This window comes from Mycolicibacterium parafortuitum, from assembly GCF_010725485.1.
GTDB lineage: Bacteria > Actinomycetota > Actinomycetes > Mycobacteriales > Mycobacteriaceae > Mycobacterium.
Window position 1 is genome coordinate 5,549,310 of sequence record NZ_AP022598.1, and the last position, 14,517, is coordinate 5,563,826.

15 protein-coding genes and 1 tRNA gene are annotated in these 14,517 nt (G+C 69.0%); 6 read left to right on the top strand and 10 right to left on the bottom strand.

Going from position 1 to position 14,517, the window contains the following annotated elements:
- Nucleotides 1-8: 8 nt before the first annotated feature.
- The 9 genes from NTM_RS26195 to pgm all read right to left on the bottom strand — a co-directional run bounded on the left by NTM_RS26195 (nucleotide 9) and on the right by pgm (nucleotide 8,890).
- Complete coding sequence (locus NTM_RS26195; protein WP_163769037.1) at nucleotides 9-1,439, bottom strand: carboxylesterase/lipase family protein; 1,431 nt, start codon at nucleotides 1,437-1,439, stop codon at nucleotides 9-11.
- Nucleotides 1,436-1,933 carry a VOC family protein gene (locus NTM_RS26200; RefSeq protein ID WP_163769039.1) on the bottom strand — a complete coding sequence of 166 codons (498 nt, stop codon included), beginning with the start codon at nucleotides 1,931-1,933 and terminating at the stop codon, nucleotides 1,436-1,438. The genes NTM_RS26195 and NTM_RS26200 overlap by 4 nt, the downstream gene beginning before the upstream one ends.
- A 1-nt stretch (nucleotide 1,934) precedes the next feature.
- Nucleotides 1,935-3,179, bottom strand: coding sequence for a DUF1214 domain-containing protein (locus tag NTM_RS26205; protein WP_163769041.1), 1,245 nt, complete (start codon nucleotides 3,177-3,179; stop codon nucleotides 1,935-1,937).
- Nucleotides 3,179-4,330, bottom strand: a complete 1,152-nt coding sequence (locus NTM_RS26210; RefSeq protein WP_163769043.1) for a sulfotransferase family protein — start codon at nucleotides 4,328-4,330, stop codon at nucleotides 3,179-3,181. The genes NTM_RS26205 and NTM_RS26210 overlap by 1 nt, the downstream gene beginning before the upstream one ends.
- Nucleotides 4,327-5,442, bottom strand: a complete 1,116-nt coding sequence (locus tag NTM_RS26215; RefSeq protein ID WP_163769045.1) for an LLM class flavin-dependent oxidoreductase — start codon at nucleotides 5,440-5,442, stop codon at nucleotides 4,327-4,329. Before NTM_RS26215 ends, NTM_RS26210 begins: the two co-directional genes overlap by 4 nt.
- A 71-nt stretch (nucleotides 5,443-5,513) precedes the next feature.
- Nucleotides 5,514-5,771, bottom strand: coding sequence for a DUF3297 family protein (locus NTM_RS26220; RefSeq protein ID WP_083141364.1), 258 nt, complete (start codon nucleotides 5,769-5,771; stop codon nucleotides 5,514-5,516).
- Between the two features lie 90 nt (nucleotides 5,772-5,861).
- Nucleotides 5,862-5,937 (bottom strand) — tRNA-Ala (locus NTM_RS26225).
- Between the two features lie 53 nt (nucleotides 5,938-5,990).
- Entirely contained in the window at nucleotides 5,991-7,259 is a 1,269-nt protein-coding gene (locus NTM_RS26230) for an MFS transporter (RefSeq protein WP_163769046.1), read from the bottom strand.
- A complete protein-coding gene (gene pgm, locus NTM_RS26235; protein WP_163769049.1) occupies nucleotides 7,256-8,890 on the bottom strand; it encodes a phosphoglucomutase (alpha-D-glucose-1,6-bisphosphate-dependent) in 1,635 nt (544 codons plus the stop codon). The genes NTM_RS26230 and pgm overlap by 4 nt, the downstream gene beginning before the upstream one ends.
- Before the next feature lie 63 nt (nucleotides 8,891-8,953).
- Here pgm and crcB (NTM_RS26240) point away from each other — a divergent pair, with 63 nt between their 5' ends.
- The 6 genes from crcB (NTM_RS26240) (at nucleotide 8,954) to mbtN (ending at nucleotide 13,892) form a co-directional block, all read left to right on the top strand.
- Nucleotides 8,954-9,352, top strand: coding sequence for a fluoride efflux transporter CrcB (gene crcB / locus NTM_RS26240; protein WP_163769051.1), 399 nt, complete (start codon nucleotides 8,954-8,956; stop codon nucleotides 9,350-9,352).
- Nucleotides 9,349-9,717, top strand: coding sequence for a fluoride efflux transporter CrcB (gene crcB, locus NTM_RS26245; protein WP_104863747.1), 369 nt, complete (start codon nucleotides 9,349-9,351; stop codon nucleotides 9,715-9,717). The genes crcB (NTM_RS26240) and crcB (NTM_RS26245) overlap by 4 nt, the downstream gene beginning before the upstream one ends.
- A complete protein-coding gene (locus tag NTM_RS26250; protein ID WP_163769052.1) occupies nucleotides 9,714-10,748 on the top strand; it encodes a DUF190 domain-containing protein in 1,035 nt (344 codons plus the stop codon). Before crcB (NTM_RS26245) ends, NTM_RS26250 begins: the two co-directional genes overlap by 4 nt.
- A gap of 110 nt (nucleotides 10,749-10,858) precedes the next feature.
- Nucleotides 10,859-11,137: a mycobactin biosynthesis acyl carrier protein MbtL gene (gene mbtL, locus NTM_RS26255; protein WP_163769054.1), complete on the top strand. Its 279-nt coding sequence runs from the start codon at nucleotides 10,859-10,861 to the stop codon at nucleotides 11,135-11,137.
- On the top strand, nucleotides 11,134-12,714 hold the full coding sequence (mbtM, locus tag NTM_RS26260) for a long-chain-fatty acid--ACP ligase MbtM (protein WP_163769056.1): 1,581 nt from the start codon (nucleotides 11,134-11,136) through the stop codon (nucleotides 12,712-12,714). The genes mbtL and mbtM overlap by 4 nt, the downstream gene beginning before the upstream one ends.
- Nucleotides 12,711-13,892, top strand: coding sequence for a mycobactin biosynthesis acyl-ACP dehydrogenase MbtN (gene mbtN / locus NTM_RS26265; protein ID WP_104863743.1), 1,182 nt, complete (start codon nucleotides 12,711-12,713; stop codon nucleotides 13,890-13,892). Before mbtM ends, mbtN begins: the two co-directional genes overlap by 4 nt.
- A gap of 7 nt (nucleotides 13,893-13,899) precedes the next feature.
- Here the strand turns inward: mbtN and NTM_RS26270 are convergent, their stop codons facing one another.
- Nucleotides 13,900-14,499 carry a GNAT family N-acetyltransferase gene (locus NTM_RS26270; protein WP_104863742.1) on the bottom strand — a complete coding sequence of 200 codons (600 nt, stop codon included), beginning with the start codon at nucleotides 14,497-14,499 and terminating at the stop codon, nucleotides 13,900-13,902.
- Nucleotides 14,500-14,517: the final 18 nt, after the last annotated feature.

A 14,517-nucleotide genomic window follows, 5' to 3' on the forward strand; every position in this document is an offset into this window, starting at 1 on the left:
GCCGGCGGCTACCCGTACGCGGGGTAACGGTCCTCCCAGAGGGCGATTTGCTCGACGCGGTGACCGCGGACGGTTGCGCTCTCTGTGCCGAGCAGCATCGTCGTACCACCGACACCGTCGTAGCGGTCCCAGGGCTCTCCCCCACGGATGAACTCCAGCCAGCGCGCCTGCACGGCATTCGACATCCGGCGAGCCGCCTCGTCGGCACCGGCCAACGCGGGCGCGGCATCCAGGTTCCCGAACACCAGGGCCAGACACGAATCGTGGCAGGCCCCGAATCCCGGCCGCGGAGAACACCATTGCAGCTCGTAACGAAACACCGGATTACCACGCGAGGCGTGCGCGCGGACGAACTGCTCGGTGGGCGCCGCGAAGTGGTAGTCGGTGACCATCGCACTGGCGACATCGCGCAGCGTCTGCTGACCCGCGCGGTACGCAGTCACCACCGCGTCGGTGTCGCACGCGTCCCCGGCCAGTGCCCGCGCCCTGTCCCGCACGTACTGCTCGGTGAACACGCTCGCGTCCAGTGCCGCGTCAAAGATCCGCCACTCGTCACGTGTCGTCCCGGCGAGAACCGGGATTGCCGGCATCGCGTGCATCCGCGCAGCCACCAGCGGATGCTCGACGATGACGTTACCGTCGATACACGGGTGAAACGGTCCCTGCGGCGGCACATAGCCGGTGTCGATACGCCGTTGCGCGGCAAGGATTTCGTCAACCTCGGGTTCACCGCCACACCGCAGCGCCCCGAGTTGCGCGGCCACCGCGGACGCCGCCTCTCGCGACCGCACCCGCTCCAGGCCGCCGCTCTGCAGGATCGCCCGGTCAAAGAGGTCGCACCCGCCGGCGAGCAACGCCGCGATCGCGATCGCCCCCGACGACTGCCCCGCCACCGTGACCGCAGCGGGGTCACCACCGAACGCGGCGATCTCGTCACGCACCCACTGCAGGGCGTACTTCTGGTCGCGCAGTGCCAGATTCGTGGAGTCCGGTCCGTGCCAGTCGGGCGCATAGAGCGAACCCAGCACACCGAGCCGGAAGTTGACCGTCACCACCACGATGTCGTCGCGGCAGGCCAGCCGCGCACCGTCGAGCAGCGGCGCCGACCCGTGACCCTGCGCCTGCCCACCGCCGTGCAGGAACACCAGCACCGGCCGACGCGCATCGTCGGCCGCGGGCGTCCAGATGTTCAGCGTGAGGCAGTCCTCGCCCATCGTGAGACCCCGCTTGGCGAGCCGCTCGGCAGAGATGTCCTGCGGAGCGATCGGCCCGAACGCGATCGCCTCCCGCACACCGCTCCAGCTCGACACGGGTTGTGCTGGGCGCCAACGTCGGTCACCGGTCGGCGGCGCCGCGTACGGCACCCCCCGGAAGACGACGACGCCTTCACCGGCGTCGCCGCGCAGGACTCCGTACGACGTGTGCGCGAGCGCGGTCATGGCCGCTCGGTCAACGGGTACTGCCGCCCCATCTCACCGCTGAGCACCTGCGCCAGGAAATCGCGGCCCTTGAAGCTCACCACCTCGACGCGGAGCCCGCTGCGGGGATCGCGCAGGAAGGCGACGCCGGCGCCCGTGCGCTCCAGCTCCCAGCCCTCGCTCTGCAGTCGCGCGGTGTCGTCGCGCCAGCGCTGCGCGTAGTAGCCGACATGATGCATGCCCGGTTCGTCGAAGATCGAGTCGGGCGCGGCGACGACCTCGATCAGTTCCAGGTACGGCGGGCCGGACATCGAGAATGCGATACGGACCGGCTGATCGTCGACCGAGCCGTCCGGGCTGGTGAATCCGCTGCGCATCTCGAACGGAGACGCCCAGGTGATCTGCATGGAGCCCGCCAGAGCCGCCATGGCGGACAGCAAGTCCGGGACGATGTGGCCGACGTGGTAGGCGTTGTCGAACGCTGACGCGGAGAGCGTCTCGAGTTTCGGGTCCATATCAGATCCTGTATCTGCGGCGGATGGCGTCGAAGCGTTCGTGCAGTTGAGCGGCGCGCTCGTCGGACGTGACGCGCCGGGTTCCGGCCGGCAGCGCGGAGTCCAACTCGCTCGACCGAACGACCCGAGTGTTGACCTCGGGCACCTGTCGGCTCCCGATCACGCGCAACGTCAGGTAGCCCTCGCTGAATTGCTGCGTGTCGATCCAGTTGTGCACGCCCGGATCGTGATGCGCCAACACCATCCGCACCCGGCCGTCGGACTCGACCGCCGACCTGCTCGGCGTGTAGCTCACCGGGCGGTACAGGTAGTCCATGCTGTTCCAGAACGCGCCCATGTTGGTCAGCATCCAGAACTGCCCGCCGTCGGGGAAGTCGAAGATCAGCGCCTCGTCCGGTCCGAGTCGCCACGGCATCGTGACGATCAGCCTGCCGCGGCGGGCGTCACGCTGTTCGGCTGTACCGGCGAACCGCGCACCGGGGAACACATTCGGCTCGGGTTCGCCGAACAGTGAACCGATCTTCAGTTCGCGGTCCGGCCAGTCGGTCATCGCCCCGGTCAGGAAGTCACCGGCCCACCGCATCGACGTGACCAGATCCTGTGGTGTCGGCACCGGACGCGGATCGTCCATGTCGAGGCGTTCGATGCTGAACTGCGCCGACCGTTCCGTCCACGAATCGAAGCCCTGGCGCATGAACAACTTTCGTGAATCCGCCGTGGTTGGCAACCAGTTGGGGCCGCGCTCAGGACCCCCGATGTAGAGCACGAAGCTGCCGTCCGGTTCGGTGACCAGTTCGTCACTGGTGAGGTTCGCCTCCGGGGTGTCGCCGAACGGCTCGTGCAGGTTCGGATGATCGGCGCCGTAGTACACGTCCTCGGCGGGACGCGCGCCCTGGACGGTGAAGTTGATGAAACGCGCGGTGCCACGGTCACCGGTGATCCGGTAGGTGGACGCGCCGTCGATCCACGCCTGCAGATACACGAAATCGGCGTTGTCGCCGCCGAGTTTGCGGGCGGGGCCGCAGAACGGGTGAATCATCGGATAGCGGGTGTTCTTGGTCTCCAGCGCGAGATCGTAGGCCTGTCCGAGGTTCTGGGTGAGATAGCGGAACGCGTCGGCGCGCTGCAACGCGTTCGCCGGAGACGTGTCCTTGAACGCAAGGTCCCCGGCGGCCTTGAGCCGGTCGCAGAACTCGTGCCACGCTTCGCGCAGCGTCTGGTCGTCCGCGCAATCGCCGAAGGCCATCAGCGCCTCGTCTCGATGTCGACGCCGAACCGCTCTCGATAAGCAGAGAATTCGTCGTGGAGATCCTCCACGGGCACCGGTAGCACATCGGCGGTGTAGCTGAACTTGCCGTAGCGATCGCCCCGGTTCGTGGCGAGATAGTCCCGCATCGCGTTCTCCGCGGCGGCGGTGAAGGCAACGCCCGCGAAGTCGTAGAAACCACCGATCGTCGCGACCGGGTCGGCGACGAAGTCCCGGTAGCGGACGTGGTGGATGCGCGGGTCGTCGACGAGCAGGTCGGTCAGGTAGGCATGGAAATTGGCCCGCGACCCCTCGATGGTGTTCTTGGCGTATTGCGTCCAGTCCAGCGTCCCGGCGAGGCTTTCGTTGATCTGCCCGAATGCGACGATCTGCGATGCGAGCACCTGCACCGGGTCGCGATGCACCCACACGACGTGGGCGTCGGGGTAGGTGTCGAACAACGCCTGCAAACGCCGGCCGTGAAATCCTTTGAGCACCCACCGCTTCGGTGGACGGGCGTACTGGATGTGCTGCAGCATCATGCGGTGCAGGGCGTACTGCGCGGGAGGATCCTGCGGAAAGTTCTGGATAGTCATGGAAACTCGCCACCACGCGCTCGGGTTCATCGCGCGGAAGTCGAACGCCCAGGTGCGTTCACACTCGGGCAATCCGGCGCCGAGCAGATCGTTGTACGGGTGGCTGACGATCCACGGCGGGATGCGGTCGAGGATCTCGCGCCAGTCCGCGTCGGCCTGCGCCCGGCGCGGGTCGTCGGCGGCGGCCGGACCGGGTGGCGGTGACGGGTACATCACCTCCCAGAACCGCAGCGCACGGGAGTCGTGGTCCTCGGCGAGCAGCGCGTGCAACAGCGTCGTTCCCGACCGCGGCTCACCGGTGGCGAAAAGCGGTGCTGTGATCCGTTCTTCGGCGAGCGGGAGACTGGTGCGGTCGGCGAAGAAGTGCAGCCGGCTGGTCAACAGCGCGCGCACCGTGTCCGCGGCGGCCCGGACTCCGATGTCGTCGAGCCCGGCGCCGTTGATCCGGTCGACGACCAGCCGGACCCGGTCCGCGAGGGTGTCGTCGCCGAAATCGTTGAGCCCGGCCGATTCCCGCGCATCGGCGATCAGCACGTCGGCATCGAGAATTGTCATGCGGCACTTCCTGTCAGGTGCGACTCGACTTCGCGGACCTTGCGTGCCGAGTCAGCGGCGTAGGCCTGTCCCGCCATCCCGCTGTAGTCGAGCACCGAGACGACGCGGGCCCCGGCCTCGCCGAAGGCGTCGATCTGCGAGGCCACCTGCGCGGGCGTTCCGTGCGGGACGACGGACAGGATCGCGGCCGGGTCGACCTGGTCGAAGAGCCGCAGCAATCGGTCGCGGGTCAGCACGCGCGGGTCGATGTCCTGGATGCCGCGCCAGTGTTCACCCATCGGATGGCCGTGACCGGTGGCGGCCAAAGCGTCGGCGGTCAATTGCAGCACCAGCGATTTCACCAGCGGGCGTTGCAGGATCTCGCGCAGTTCGTCGGGTTCGCCGATCAGGCAGACCACCATCTTGGCCGGGGTGATCGCGTCCGGGTCGCGGCCGGCCCGCTCGGCCGACTCCCGGATGCAGCCCAGTTGATTCGCGTAGCTCTCCGGTCCTGCGCTACCCGTCGGCCACCACCCGTCGCCGAACTCGCCGACCAACCGCAGCATGCGGGGTCCGTTTGCGCCGATCCAGATCGGCGGCGCGCCGCTGCGGTGCAGATCGGTGTCCAACCGGGCGCGCTCCAGGGTGAAGAACTGTCCGGCGAAGTCGATCGGCCCGTCGGCGCTCCAGAGCAGCCGGATGAGCCGCAGCGCCTCGGCGAAGCGGCTCACCGTCCGCTGATCGTCGAAGCCGTACGGGGCCAGGTTCTCGCGTTCGCCGGCGCCCAGACCCAGGATGAAGCGACCGTCGGAGAGATGGCTCAGCGTCAGCGCCGACTGGGCCAGCATCACCGGGTGGCGGCGAACCGTGTCGAGGACGCTGGTGGCGAGCCGGACGCGAGTGGTGCGGGCCGCGACGGCACCGGCGAGCGCGACGGTGTCCAGGTAGCGATGCGGCGACGGTGAGGCCGCGGCGAGGTCGGTGAACTCGGGTGTCCAGATCGAGTCCGGCCAGAAGCTCACCAGATGGTCGGGCAGCCAAAGGGAGTGGTAGCGACCATCATCGACCGCAGCGAGCCCGGTGAGATCGAGGGGCAGGGTCGTCCGGAAGAACGAGGCCAGCGCCAAAGGCATGCAGCGGAAGCTACACCGGGGAGGCGGCTCCCGTCCTCAGATTGCTGAGCATCCGCTCAGCACTCCCGCGGCTACTCAGCCGAGCGGAAATACGGTTCCACCGTGCCGCTGAGCTTCATGACCATCGGGTTGCCGCGACGATCCTTCGCCGTGGGCACCTCGACCCGCACCCAGCCCTCGGCCACGTCGTACTCGACGACATTGGTCTTCTCAGAGCCGTTGAAGCGGATACCGACGTCGCGGACCAACACCTCTTCGTCATAGAACGGGCTGCGCGGATCGATGGAGAGGTGATTCGGGGGAACGTCGGCGACCTGGTCTTCAGACATGATGGCTTTCGCTAAATCCTTCGTCGTTCTCGGCGTGAATCGCTGTGAACCTACCCGGCGCGGCCCCGAGTTCCTGAACTGCTCGTTTCGTGGTGGAGCTAAGGGGATTCGAACCCCTGACCCCCACACTGCCAGTGTGGTGCGCTACCAACTGCGCCATAGCCCCTTGTCGTGCTCATCGAAATTACACCACGAGGGGTGGCCGCTCAAAATCGCTGGTCACGGGACTTCCCCGCCCGCCTCGGGGCCGAGAGGACGGGCCGGGGTGTGCTCGGCCGACGGCGTCGGGCGCGTCTCGGGCGCGAAGACCCACCACAGCGCCGCGATACCCAGGATCACGCCGCTGGTCAGGAACGCCCACCCGAACGACGTGTACTGCGCGATCAGCCCGACCAGCAGCGATCCGCCGATCGAGCCGAAGTCGGCCATCATCTGGAACGTCGCTACCGCGGTCCCGCCCCGCGACTTGTTGCCCACCACGTCGGCGACCGCGGCCTGCTGCGGCGACACGAAGATGCCCGTCGCCGCACCCGCCACCACCGCCGCGACCAGGAACACCGGCAGCGACGTGGTGAAGCCCACCAGCGCGGTCGACACCGCCGCCAGCGTCAGCCCGACGATCAGCAACAGCCGTCGGCCCAACCGGTCCGACAGGTACCCGCTCGGGATGACGACGGCGATGTTGCCCACCGCGAACGCCGTCAGCGCCAGCCCGGCCGCGCCCGGCCCCTGGCCCAGTACCTCCACGACGAACAGCGGGACCAGCGCGATCCGCAGCCCGAACGACGCCCAGCCCGTCGCGAAATTCGAGAACAGGGCCGCCTTGTAGGCGCGGTGCCGGAACACCGTGCGGAACGGCACCGGCGTCTGCACCTCGTCGTCGGGCTGGCCCACCACCGGCGAGTGCCGCAGGCTGACGAACACCACCGTCGCGGCGACCAGCAGCGCCGCCCCGTAGATCAGGAACGGCGCCGACAGCCCGAACCCGGCCGTCAGGCTGCCCAGGATCGGACCGCCCACCGAGCCGACCATGAACCCCGACGAGAACAACCCGGCCACCCGGCCGCGGGCGTCCGCCGGCGAGATCCGGATCATCAGACCAAGCGCCGACACCGTGAACATCGCCGACCCGACACCACCCAACGACCGGAAAAGCAGCAGCTGCCAATAGGTTTCGGCGAACGCGCACGCCCCCGTCGACACCGCGACGATGATCAGGCCGCTGGTGTAGACGCGCCGCTCCCCCATCCGCTGCACCAGAAATCCCGCGGGCGGCGCGCCGACCAGTCGCATCACCGCGAACGCGGTGATCACGAACGTCGCCGCCGCGATGCTCACCCCGAAGTGGCGGGCGTACTGCGGCAGCACCGGGGCCACCACGCCGTAGCCGAGCGCGACGACGAAGTTCGCGACCACCAGGACCCAGACTTCGCGCGGCAGCCGACCCTTCTCGCGTGACGGACAGTCGCCCTCTTTCGTGGAACTCAAGAAATGACCGCCGCCACCACTTCGCGGGCCGCGTCCTGGACCTCGGCGAGATGCTCGGGGCCACGGAAGGATTCGGCGTAGATCTTGTAGACGTCTTCGGTGCCCGACGGCCGCGCGGCGAACCACGCGTTCTCGGTCGTCACCTTCAGACCGCCCAATGGGGCCCCGTTGCCGGGCGCGGCTGTCAGCTTCGCGGTGATCGGCTCACCGGCCAGCTCGGTCGCGGTCACCTGTTCGGGCGAGAGCTTCGACAGCCGCGCCTTCTGCTCCCGGTTCGCCGGCGCATCGATGCGCGCATACGTCGGCGCGCCGTACTTCTCGGCCAGCTCCGCGTAGCGCTGCGACGGCGTCGACCCCGTCACCGCCAGGATCTCCGACGCGAGCAGCGCCAGGATGATGCCGTCCTTGTCGGTCGTCCACACCGAGCCGTCACGACGCAGGAACGACGCACCGGCGCTCTCCTCGCCACCGAACCCGATCGTGCCGCCGATCAGCCCGTCGACGAACCACTTGAAGCCCACCGGCACTTCGACCAGCTTGCGGTCCAGCCCGGCCACCACGCGGTCGATGATCGACGAACTCACCGCGGTCTTGCCGACCGCGGTCGAGCCCGCCCAGTCGGGCCGATGCGCGAACAGGTAGTCGATCGCGACCGCGAGGTAGTGGTTCGGGTTCATCAGGCCGCCGTCGGGGGTGACGATGCCGTGCCGGTCGGAGTCGGCGTCGTTGCCGGTGGCGATCTGATACTCGTCTCGGTTGCCGATGAGCGCAGCCATCGCGTTCGGCGAGCTGCAGTCCATCCGGATCTTGCCGTCGGTGTCGAGCGTCATGAACCGCCATGTGGCGTCCACCAGTGGGTTCACCACGGTCAGCTGCAGGTTGTGCCGCTCGGCGATCGCACCCCAGTAGTCGACGCTGGCGCCACCGAGCGGGTCGGCGCCGATCCGGATGCCCTCGGCGCTGATCGCGTGCAGGTCGACGACGTTGGGCAGATCGGCGACGTACGCGTCGAGATAGTCGTGGCGCTGCGCGATGCCCAGTGCCCGGGCCAGCGGCACCCGCCGGACGTCCTTGAGCCCGCCGCGCAGGATCTCGTTGGCCCGCTTGGCGATGACTCCGGTCGCGTCGGTGTCGGCCGGGCCGCCGTTGGGCGGGTTGTACTTGAACCCGCCGTCGCGGGGCGGATTGTGCGACGGGGTCACGACGATCCCGTCGGCCAGGTCGCTGTCGCGACCCTGGTTGAACGTCAGGATCGCATGGCTGACGGCCGGGGTCGGGGTGTAGCGGTCGGCCGAATCGATCATCGCGACAACGTCGTTGCCCGCCAGCACCTCCAGCGCCGACACCCACGCCGGCTCCGACAGCGCGTGCGTGTCGCGGCCGATGAACAGCGGACCCGTGTAGCCCTGAGCGGCCCGGTACTCGACGATGGCCTGCGTGGTGGCCAGGATGTGCGCCTCGTTGAACGCGGCGTCCAGGCTCGACCCGCGGTGCCCCGACGTGCCGAACGCCACCTGCTGATCGACGTTCTCGGGATCGGGTTGCACGGCGTAGTACGCCGTCACCACCGACGCGATGTCGATGAGGTCTTCGGGCTGTGCCGGCTGACCGGCTCGGGGATTCGCCGCCATGGCCTCGATTGTGCTCGCCCACATCCCCCACGGCACGCCCTGGGGTCGGCATACTTTCACAGCATGGCGCTCGACCGGCGGGAACTGGCCGCAGTCTTTGCCGGCGGCGCGATCGGCACCCTGGCGCGGGCCGGCTTCGAGGAAATCTCGGCCGCCGACCCGGGCCGCTGGCCGTGGCCGACGTTCACCGTCAACATCGTCGGCGCGTTCCTGCTCGGCGTGTTCGTCACCCGGCTGCTGGAGCGACTGCCGGTGTCGAGTTACCGGCGGCCGTTCCTGGGCACCGGCGTGTGCGGCGGGCTGACGACGTTCTCGACCATGCAGGTCGAGACCCTCAAGATGGTGGAGCACGGGCACTACGGTCTGGCCGCCGGCTACGTGGTGACCAGCATCCTGGTCGGGTTCAGCGCGGTCTATCTGGGCACGGTGCTGGTCCGGCGGGTCCGGGTGGGCCGGTCATGACCGACGTCCTGGTCTGGGCCGGGGTGTTCCTGGTCGGCGGGTTGGGTGCGGTGACCCGGTTGACGGTCGACAAGGCGGTGTCGCGGCGGAGCACAGGGGCGTTCCCGGTCGGGACGCTTGCGGTCAACATCAGCGGCGCGCTGCTGCTCGGCTTCCTGGCTGGGCTGGCGTTGCCCACGCATGTCGCGCTGCTCGCGGGAACCGCGTTCGTCGGGTCGTATACGACGTTTTCGACGTGGATGCTGGAGACCCACCGGCTCGCCGAGGAGCGCCAGTTCTGGCTAGCGGCGGCCAACATCGTCGTCAGCGTGGTGCTCGGTCTCGGCGCCGCGCTGCTCGGCCAGACGCTGGGGGCCCTGCTGTGAGCACGGTCCTGACGCTGACGACGTACTTCGCCGAGCGGCAGCGCAGCGGCGACCGGTTCCTGGCCGACGCGGTCCTCGACCTGATCGAACGGCGCCGGGTCGGCTCCAGCGTGATGCTGCGCGGCATCGCGAGTTTCGGGCCCACCCAGGTGATCCGCAGCGACCGGTCGCTGAGCCTGTCCGAGGATCCCCCGGTCACGATCACCGCCGTGGACACCGCCGACCGGATCACGGCGCTGGCCGACGAGGTCGCCACGTTGATCGGCCGCGGCGTCATCACGCTGCAGCGCGGATTCGCAGCACCGGCGGGTCTCGGCGGGGACGGCGCGGTCCGGGTGTCGCTGCAGCTGGCCCGGCGGCACCGCATCGCGGGCGTGCCCGGATACGTCGTGGTCTGCGAGATGATGCACCGGCACGGGTTCGCCGGAGCCGATGCCAATCTCGGGGTCGACGGCACGGTGGGCGACGAGCGCCGCCGCGCCCGCTTCTTCAGCCGCAACGCCGAGGTGCCGTTGTCGATCGTCGGGATCGGCACCGGCACGCAGGCCGCCGCCGTGATCGACGAGCTGGCGGCACTGCTGCCCGACGCGTCGTGGACGGCCGAACCTGTGGTCGTGTGCAAGGCCGGCGGTCGTACCGTCACCGACCCCGTCCTCGACGGCCCGTTCCACGCCCTGACCGTGCACACCTCGGAGTCGTCGCGCCACGACGGGCGCCCGATCCACCGCGCACTGATCCAGCGGCTCAAGGAGTCCGATCACGCCAGCGGGGCCACCGCGCTGCGCGGGATCTGGGGGTTCCGCGGCCCCGAGCGTCCGCACGGCGACCGGCTGGGACAGCTGGTGCGGCACGTCCCGGTCACCACGGTGATCGTCGGCACCGCGGCCAGCATCGCCGCGACCTATCCGATCGTCGACGAGCTGACCGCCGAGGAAGGATTGGTCACAGTCGGTGCGCTGGCGGGCATGCTCGAACGGCACTCCGGACAGGCGCACGGCAGCCTTGACCTCGGCGATGACCCATACCCCTGACAGGTGGGTGAGACTACCCCTGACAGGTGGGTGAGACTACCCCTGACAGGTGGGTGAGACAGGTGGGTGAGGGTAGCCTACCTTTAGCTGATCGAGTAACCTCTGCCGCCATGACCACATCCCCGGCACCGTCGGCGCCGACCCCCGACAGCATCAGCGCGGCGCTGGCCGACATCCTGCGCGAGGACCTCAACGTCGACATCAGCCGGGTGACCCGGGATTCGCGCCTGATCGACGACGTCGGCCTCGATTCGGTGGCGTTCGCGGTCGGCATGGTCGCGATCGAGGACAAGCTCGGAGTGGCCCTGTCCGAGGAGGATCTGCTCACCTGCGACACCGTCGGCGACCTGGAGGCGGCGATCCTGGCGAAGGTGCCCGCAGGACAGTGAGCGTGCTCGCGACCGCGTTGTCGGAGGCGATGACCGCGTCGACGTCCGACCTGGTGCTGCTCGACCGCTCCAGCGGAGAGTGGATCCGGCATCCGTGGCAGGAACTGCACACCCGCGCCGAGAACATCGCCGACCGGGTACTGAACACCGGCGACGGCGCCGTCGGCCTGGTCGGGGAACCGACCGCGGAGTTCGTCGCCGCGATCCACGGCACGTGGCTGGCCGGGCGCTCGCTGTCGATCCTGCCGAGCCCGGTCCGCGGTGCCGACGAGCGCCAGTGGGCGCATGCGACGGCCGAGCGGTTCGCGAACATCGGTGTGACGCAGGTCTTCTCCCACGGCGGCCCGCTGGAGCTGCTGCGCGACAACATGTTCGACGTCGCCGTCCACGACGTGGCGGCGGTTGGCCACGCGCACCGTTCCACCACGCTGCCGTTGGTTCCGACACCCGCGGGCACCCCGGCGGTACTGCAGGGTACGGCCGGATCGACCGGGACACCGCGCACCGCGCTGTTGTCCCCGGAGGCGGTGCGCAACAACGTCACCGCGCTGCTGCAGCACACCGGCACCGACCCCGCCGCCGACCGCGGCCTGACCTGGCTGCCGCTCTACCACGACATGGGTCTGACCTTCCTGCTGACCGGGTTCATCACCGGCGGTGAGATGTGGCTGGCGCCGACGGCGGCGTTCGCCGCATCGCCGTTCCGGTGGCTGACATGGTTGTCCCAGAGCCGCGCAAGTCTCACGGCCGCACCCAATTTCGCGTACTCGGTGATCGGGAAATATGCCCGCCGGGTACCCGAGGTCGATCTGAGCCACCTGCGGTTCGCGCTCAACGGTGGGGAGCCGATCGACTGCGACGGATTCGAGACGTTCCTGCGCGAGCTCGCCCGCTTCGGCCTGGATCCCGGTGTTGCCGCCCCGTCGTACGGACTGGCCGAATCGACCTGCGCGGTGACCTCGCCACGTCCCGGCACCGGCCTGCTCATCGACGAGATGGCCGATCCCACCACCGCTACCGTCCGACGCCACGCCGTGCTCGGCGATCCCATCCCGGGGATGGAGCTGCGCATCGTGGCCTCCGAGCACGCCGAGCAGTCCGGTGACCGCGAGATCGGCGAGATCCAGATCCGCGGGACCTCGATGATGTCGGGCTACCTCGGTGAGGCTCCGCTGGAGCCCGGACAGTGGTTCCCGACCGGCGATCTCGGATACCAGAGCGAGCGCGGCCTGGTGGTGTGCGGACGGATCAAGGAGTTGATCACCATCGCCGGACGCAACATCTTCCCCACCGAGGTCGAACGCGTCGCCGCACAGGTCCGCGGTGTCCGGGAGGGCGCCGTCGTCGCGGTCAGCAGCGAAAACGGTTCGGCGCGGCAAGGTCTCGTCATCGCCGCCGAGTTCCGCGGCCCCGACGAGGCGGGCGCGCGCAGCGAGGTCGTGCAACGGGTCGCGTCGCAGTGCGGTGTCGTTCCGGCCGACGTGGTGTTCCTGTCCCCCGGATCACTGCCGCGCACCAGTTCGGGCAAACTGCGGCGCCTGGACGTCAAACGAGATCTGGAGGCCACGCGGGTATGACCGCACCCACCGACGCACATACCGAGGACATCGCCGGCTACCGAGCTCTCCTGGACGACGTGTTCGACCAGACCGTGGTCGATTGGACCGCCGAAGCCGAAGCGTCCGAACGGTTTCCGCGCAAGCTGATCGAACACCTCGGGTCCCGCGGCGTCTTCCGCAGCAAGTGGGGACCCGCTGGCGGTCAGCATCCCGACGTCGCCAAACTCAACGAACTCGCGTTCCGTCTCGGCCACCTCGGATCGGCGGGCATCGGCGTCGGTGTCAGCCTGCACGACTCGGCGATCGCGGTCCTGCGCCGGTTCGGCAAATCCGAGCATCTCAAGACGATCTGCGAACAGGCGGTCGACGGTCAGGCGGTGCTGTGCATCGCCGCGTCCGAGGAGTCCGGCGGATCCGACCTGCAGATCGTCGAGACCGAAGTCCGTTCGGCGCGGGACGGTTTCGAGGTCCGCGGAGTGAAGAAGTTCGTATCGCTGTCCCCGATCGCCGACCACATCATGGTGGTGGCCCGCAGCGTCGACCACGACCCGTCCAGCAGGCACGGCAACGTGCTGGTGATCGCGGTGCCTACGTCACAGGTGCAGGTGCAGACCCCGTGGCGCAAGGTCGGCGCCGCGCCGCTGGACACCGCCGCCGTCCACATCGACACCTGGGTGCCCGCCGACCACCTGGTCGCGCGGGCGGGCACCGGGCTGGCCGCGATCTCGTGGGGACTCGCGCACGAACGCATGTCGGTGGCCGGTCAGGTCGCGTCGTCGTGCCAGCGCGCGCTCGGCATCACGCACGCGAGGATGGTGCAGCGCAAGCAGTTCGGCGCCACGTTGTTCGAGCATCAGGCGCTGCGGCTGCGGATGGCCGATCTGCAGGCCCGGGTGGATCTGCTCCGCCACGGCCTCAACGGCATCGCCGCACAGGGACGTCTGGATCTGCGTGCGGCGGCCGCGGTGAAGGTCACGGCCGCCCGGCTCGGCGAGGAGGTGCTGTCGGAGTGCATGCACATCTTCGGCGGCTCGGGGTATCTGGTCGACGAGACGCCGCTGGGCCGCTGGTGGCGTGACATGAAGCTGGCACGCGTCGGCGGCGGCACCGACGAGGTGCTGTGGGAGCTCGTCGCCGCGGCCATGAAGCCGGACTTCGACGGCTACGCAGAGATGGTCGGCGGCGCGGGGTCCTGACCCACAGTCACGCGGGTCGGTGCAGCGCGTACAGCGCCATCCGGCGGTTCGACATCTGGTGTTCGCCGAGGAACTCGCACCTGGCGTATTCACACAGGCGTCGGGCACCGGTGTTGCGGTGGTCCGGGTCGAACATGATGCGCAGGCACCGCGGTTCGATCTCGAACAGGCTGGCTGCCAACCGGGGCAACAGCAGCGGCCCGAACCCACGGTTGACGATGTCGAGATCGGCGATCGCGGCGTGTAACCCGAGATCCCACGGGTCGGCGTCGTAGCGCGGCGCGATCGAATCCTTCGCCGCGCGGTAGACCTCGACATAGCCGTGCGGCTCGCCCTTGAAAGTGCCGATCAACGGCCGGGAGTAGTTGCCCGCCAACTGCGCCCGCAGATAGCCGTGCCACCATTCGACCGGCCGGTCGTACTCCCACGCCTCGGCCAGGTGCGGGCGGTTCATCCATTCCGAGATCATCGCGGCGTCGACGTCGGGATCGACGAGCCGGATCGAGTACGGGTCGGCCAGCCGCGGGATCGGCGGCGCAGGCACCGCACGCACCTCGTCGCTGATCTCGGTGAGTTCCCTGGGCAGGATCGGCAGCACATCAGTCATCGTGAGCGCAGAGCCTAC

Bases quoted from the DNA above. Each gene is read 5' to 3' on its own strand.
- crcB (WP_163769051.1), top strand. From the start codon at position 8,954: ATGGCGCTCGACCGGCGGGAACTGGCCGCAGTCTTTGCCGGCGGCGCG.
- NTM_RS26200 (WP_163769039.1), bottom strand. From the start codon at position 1,933: ATGGACCCGAAACTCGAGACGCTCTCCGCGTCAGCGTTCGACAACGCC.
- mbtN (WP_104863743.1), top strand. From the start codon at position 12,711: ATGACCGCACCCACCGACGCACATACCGAGGACATCGCCGGCTACCGA.
- NTM_RS26195 (WP_163769037.1), bottom strand. From the start codon at position 1,439: ATGACCGCGCTCGCGCACACGTCGTACGGAGTCCTGCGCGGCGACGCC.
- crcB (WP_104863747.1), top strand. From the start codon at position 9,349: ATGACCGACGTCCTGGTCTGGGCCGGGGTGTTCCTGGTCGGCGGGTTG.
- NTM_RS26270 (WP_104863742.1), bottom strand. From the start codon at position 14,499: ATGACTGATGTGCTGCCGATCCTGCCCAGGGAACTCACCGAGATCAGC.
- NTM_RS26210 (WP_163769043.1), bottom strand. From the start codon at position 4,330: ATGACAATTCTCGATGCCGACGTGCTGATCGCCGATGCGCGGGAATCG.
- NTM_RS26215 (WP_163769045.1), bottom strand. From the start codon at position 5,442: ATGCCTTTGGCGCTGGCCTCGTTCTTCCGGACGACCCTGCCCCTCGAT.
- pgm (WP_163769049.1), bottom strand. From the start codon at position 8,890: ATGGCGGCGAATCCCCGAGCCGGTCAGCCGGCACAGCCCGAAGACCTC.
- NTM_RS26220 (WP_083141364.1), bottom strand. From the start codon at position 5,771: ATGTCTGAAGACCAGGTCGCCGACGTTCCCCCGAATCACCTCTCCATC.
- mbtL (WP_163769054.1), top strand. From the start codon at position 10,859: ATGACCACATCCCCGGCACCGTCGGCGCCGACCCCCGACAGCATCAGC.
- NTM_RS26205 (WP_163769041.1), bottom strand. From the start codon at position 3,179: ATGGCCTTCGGCGATTGCGCGGACGACCAGACGCTGCGCGAAGCGTGG.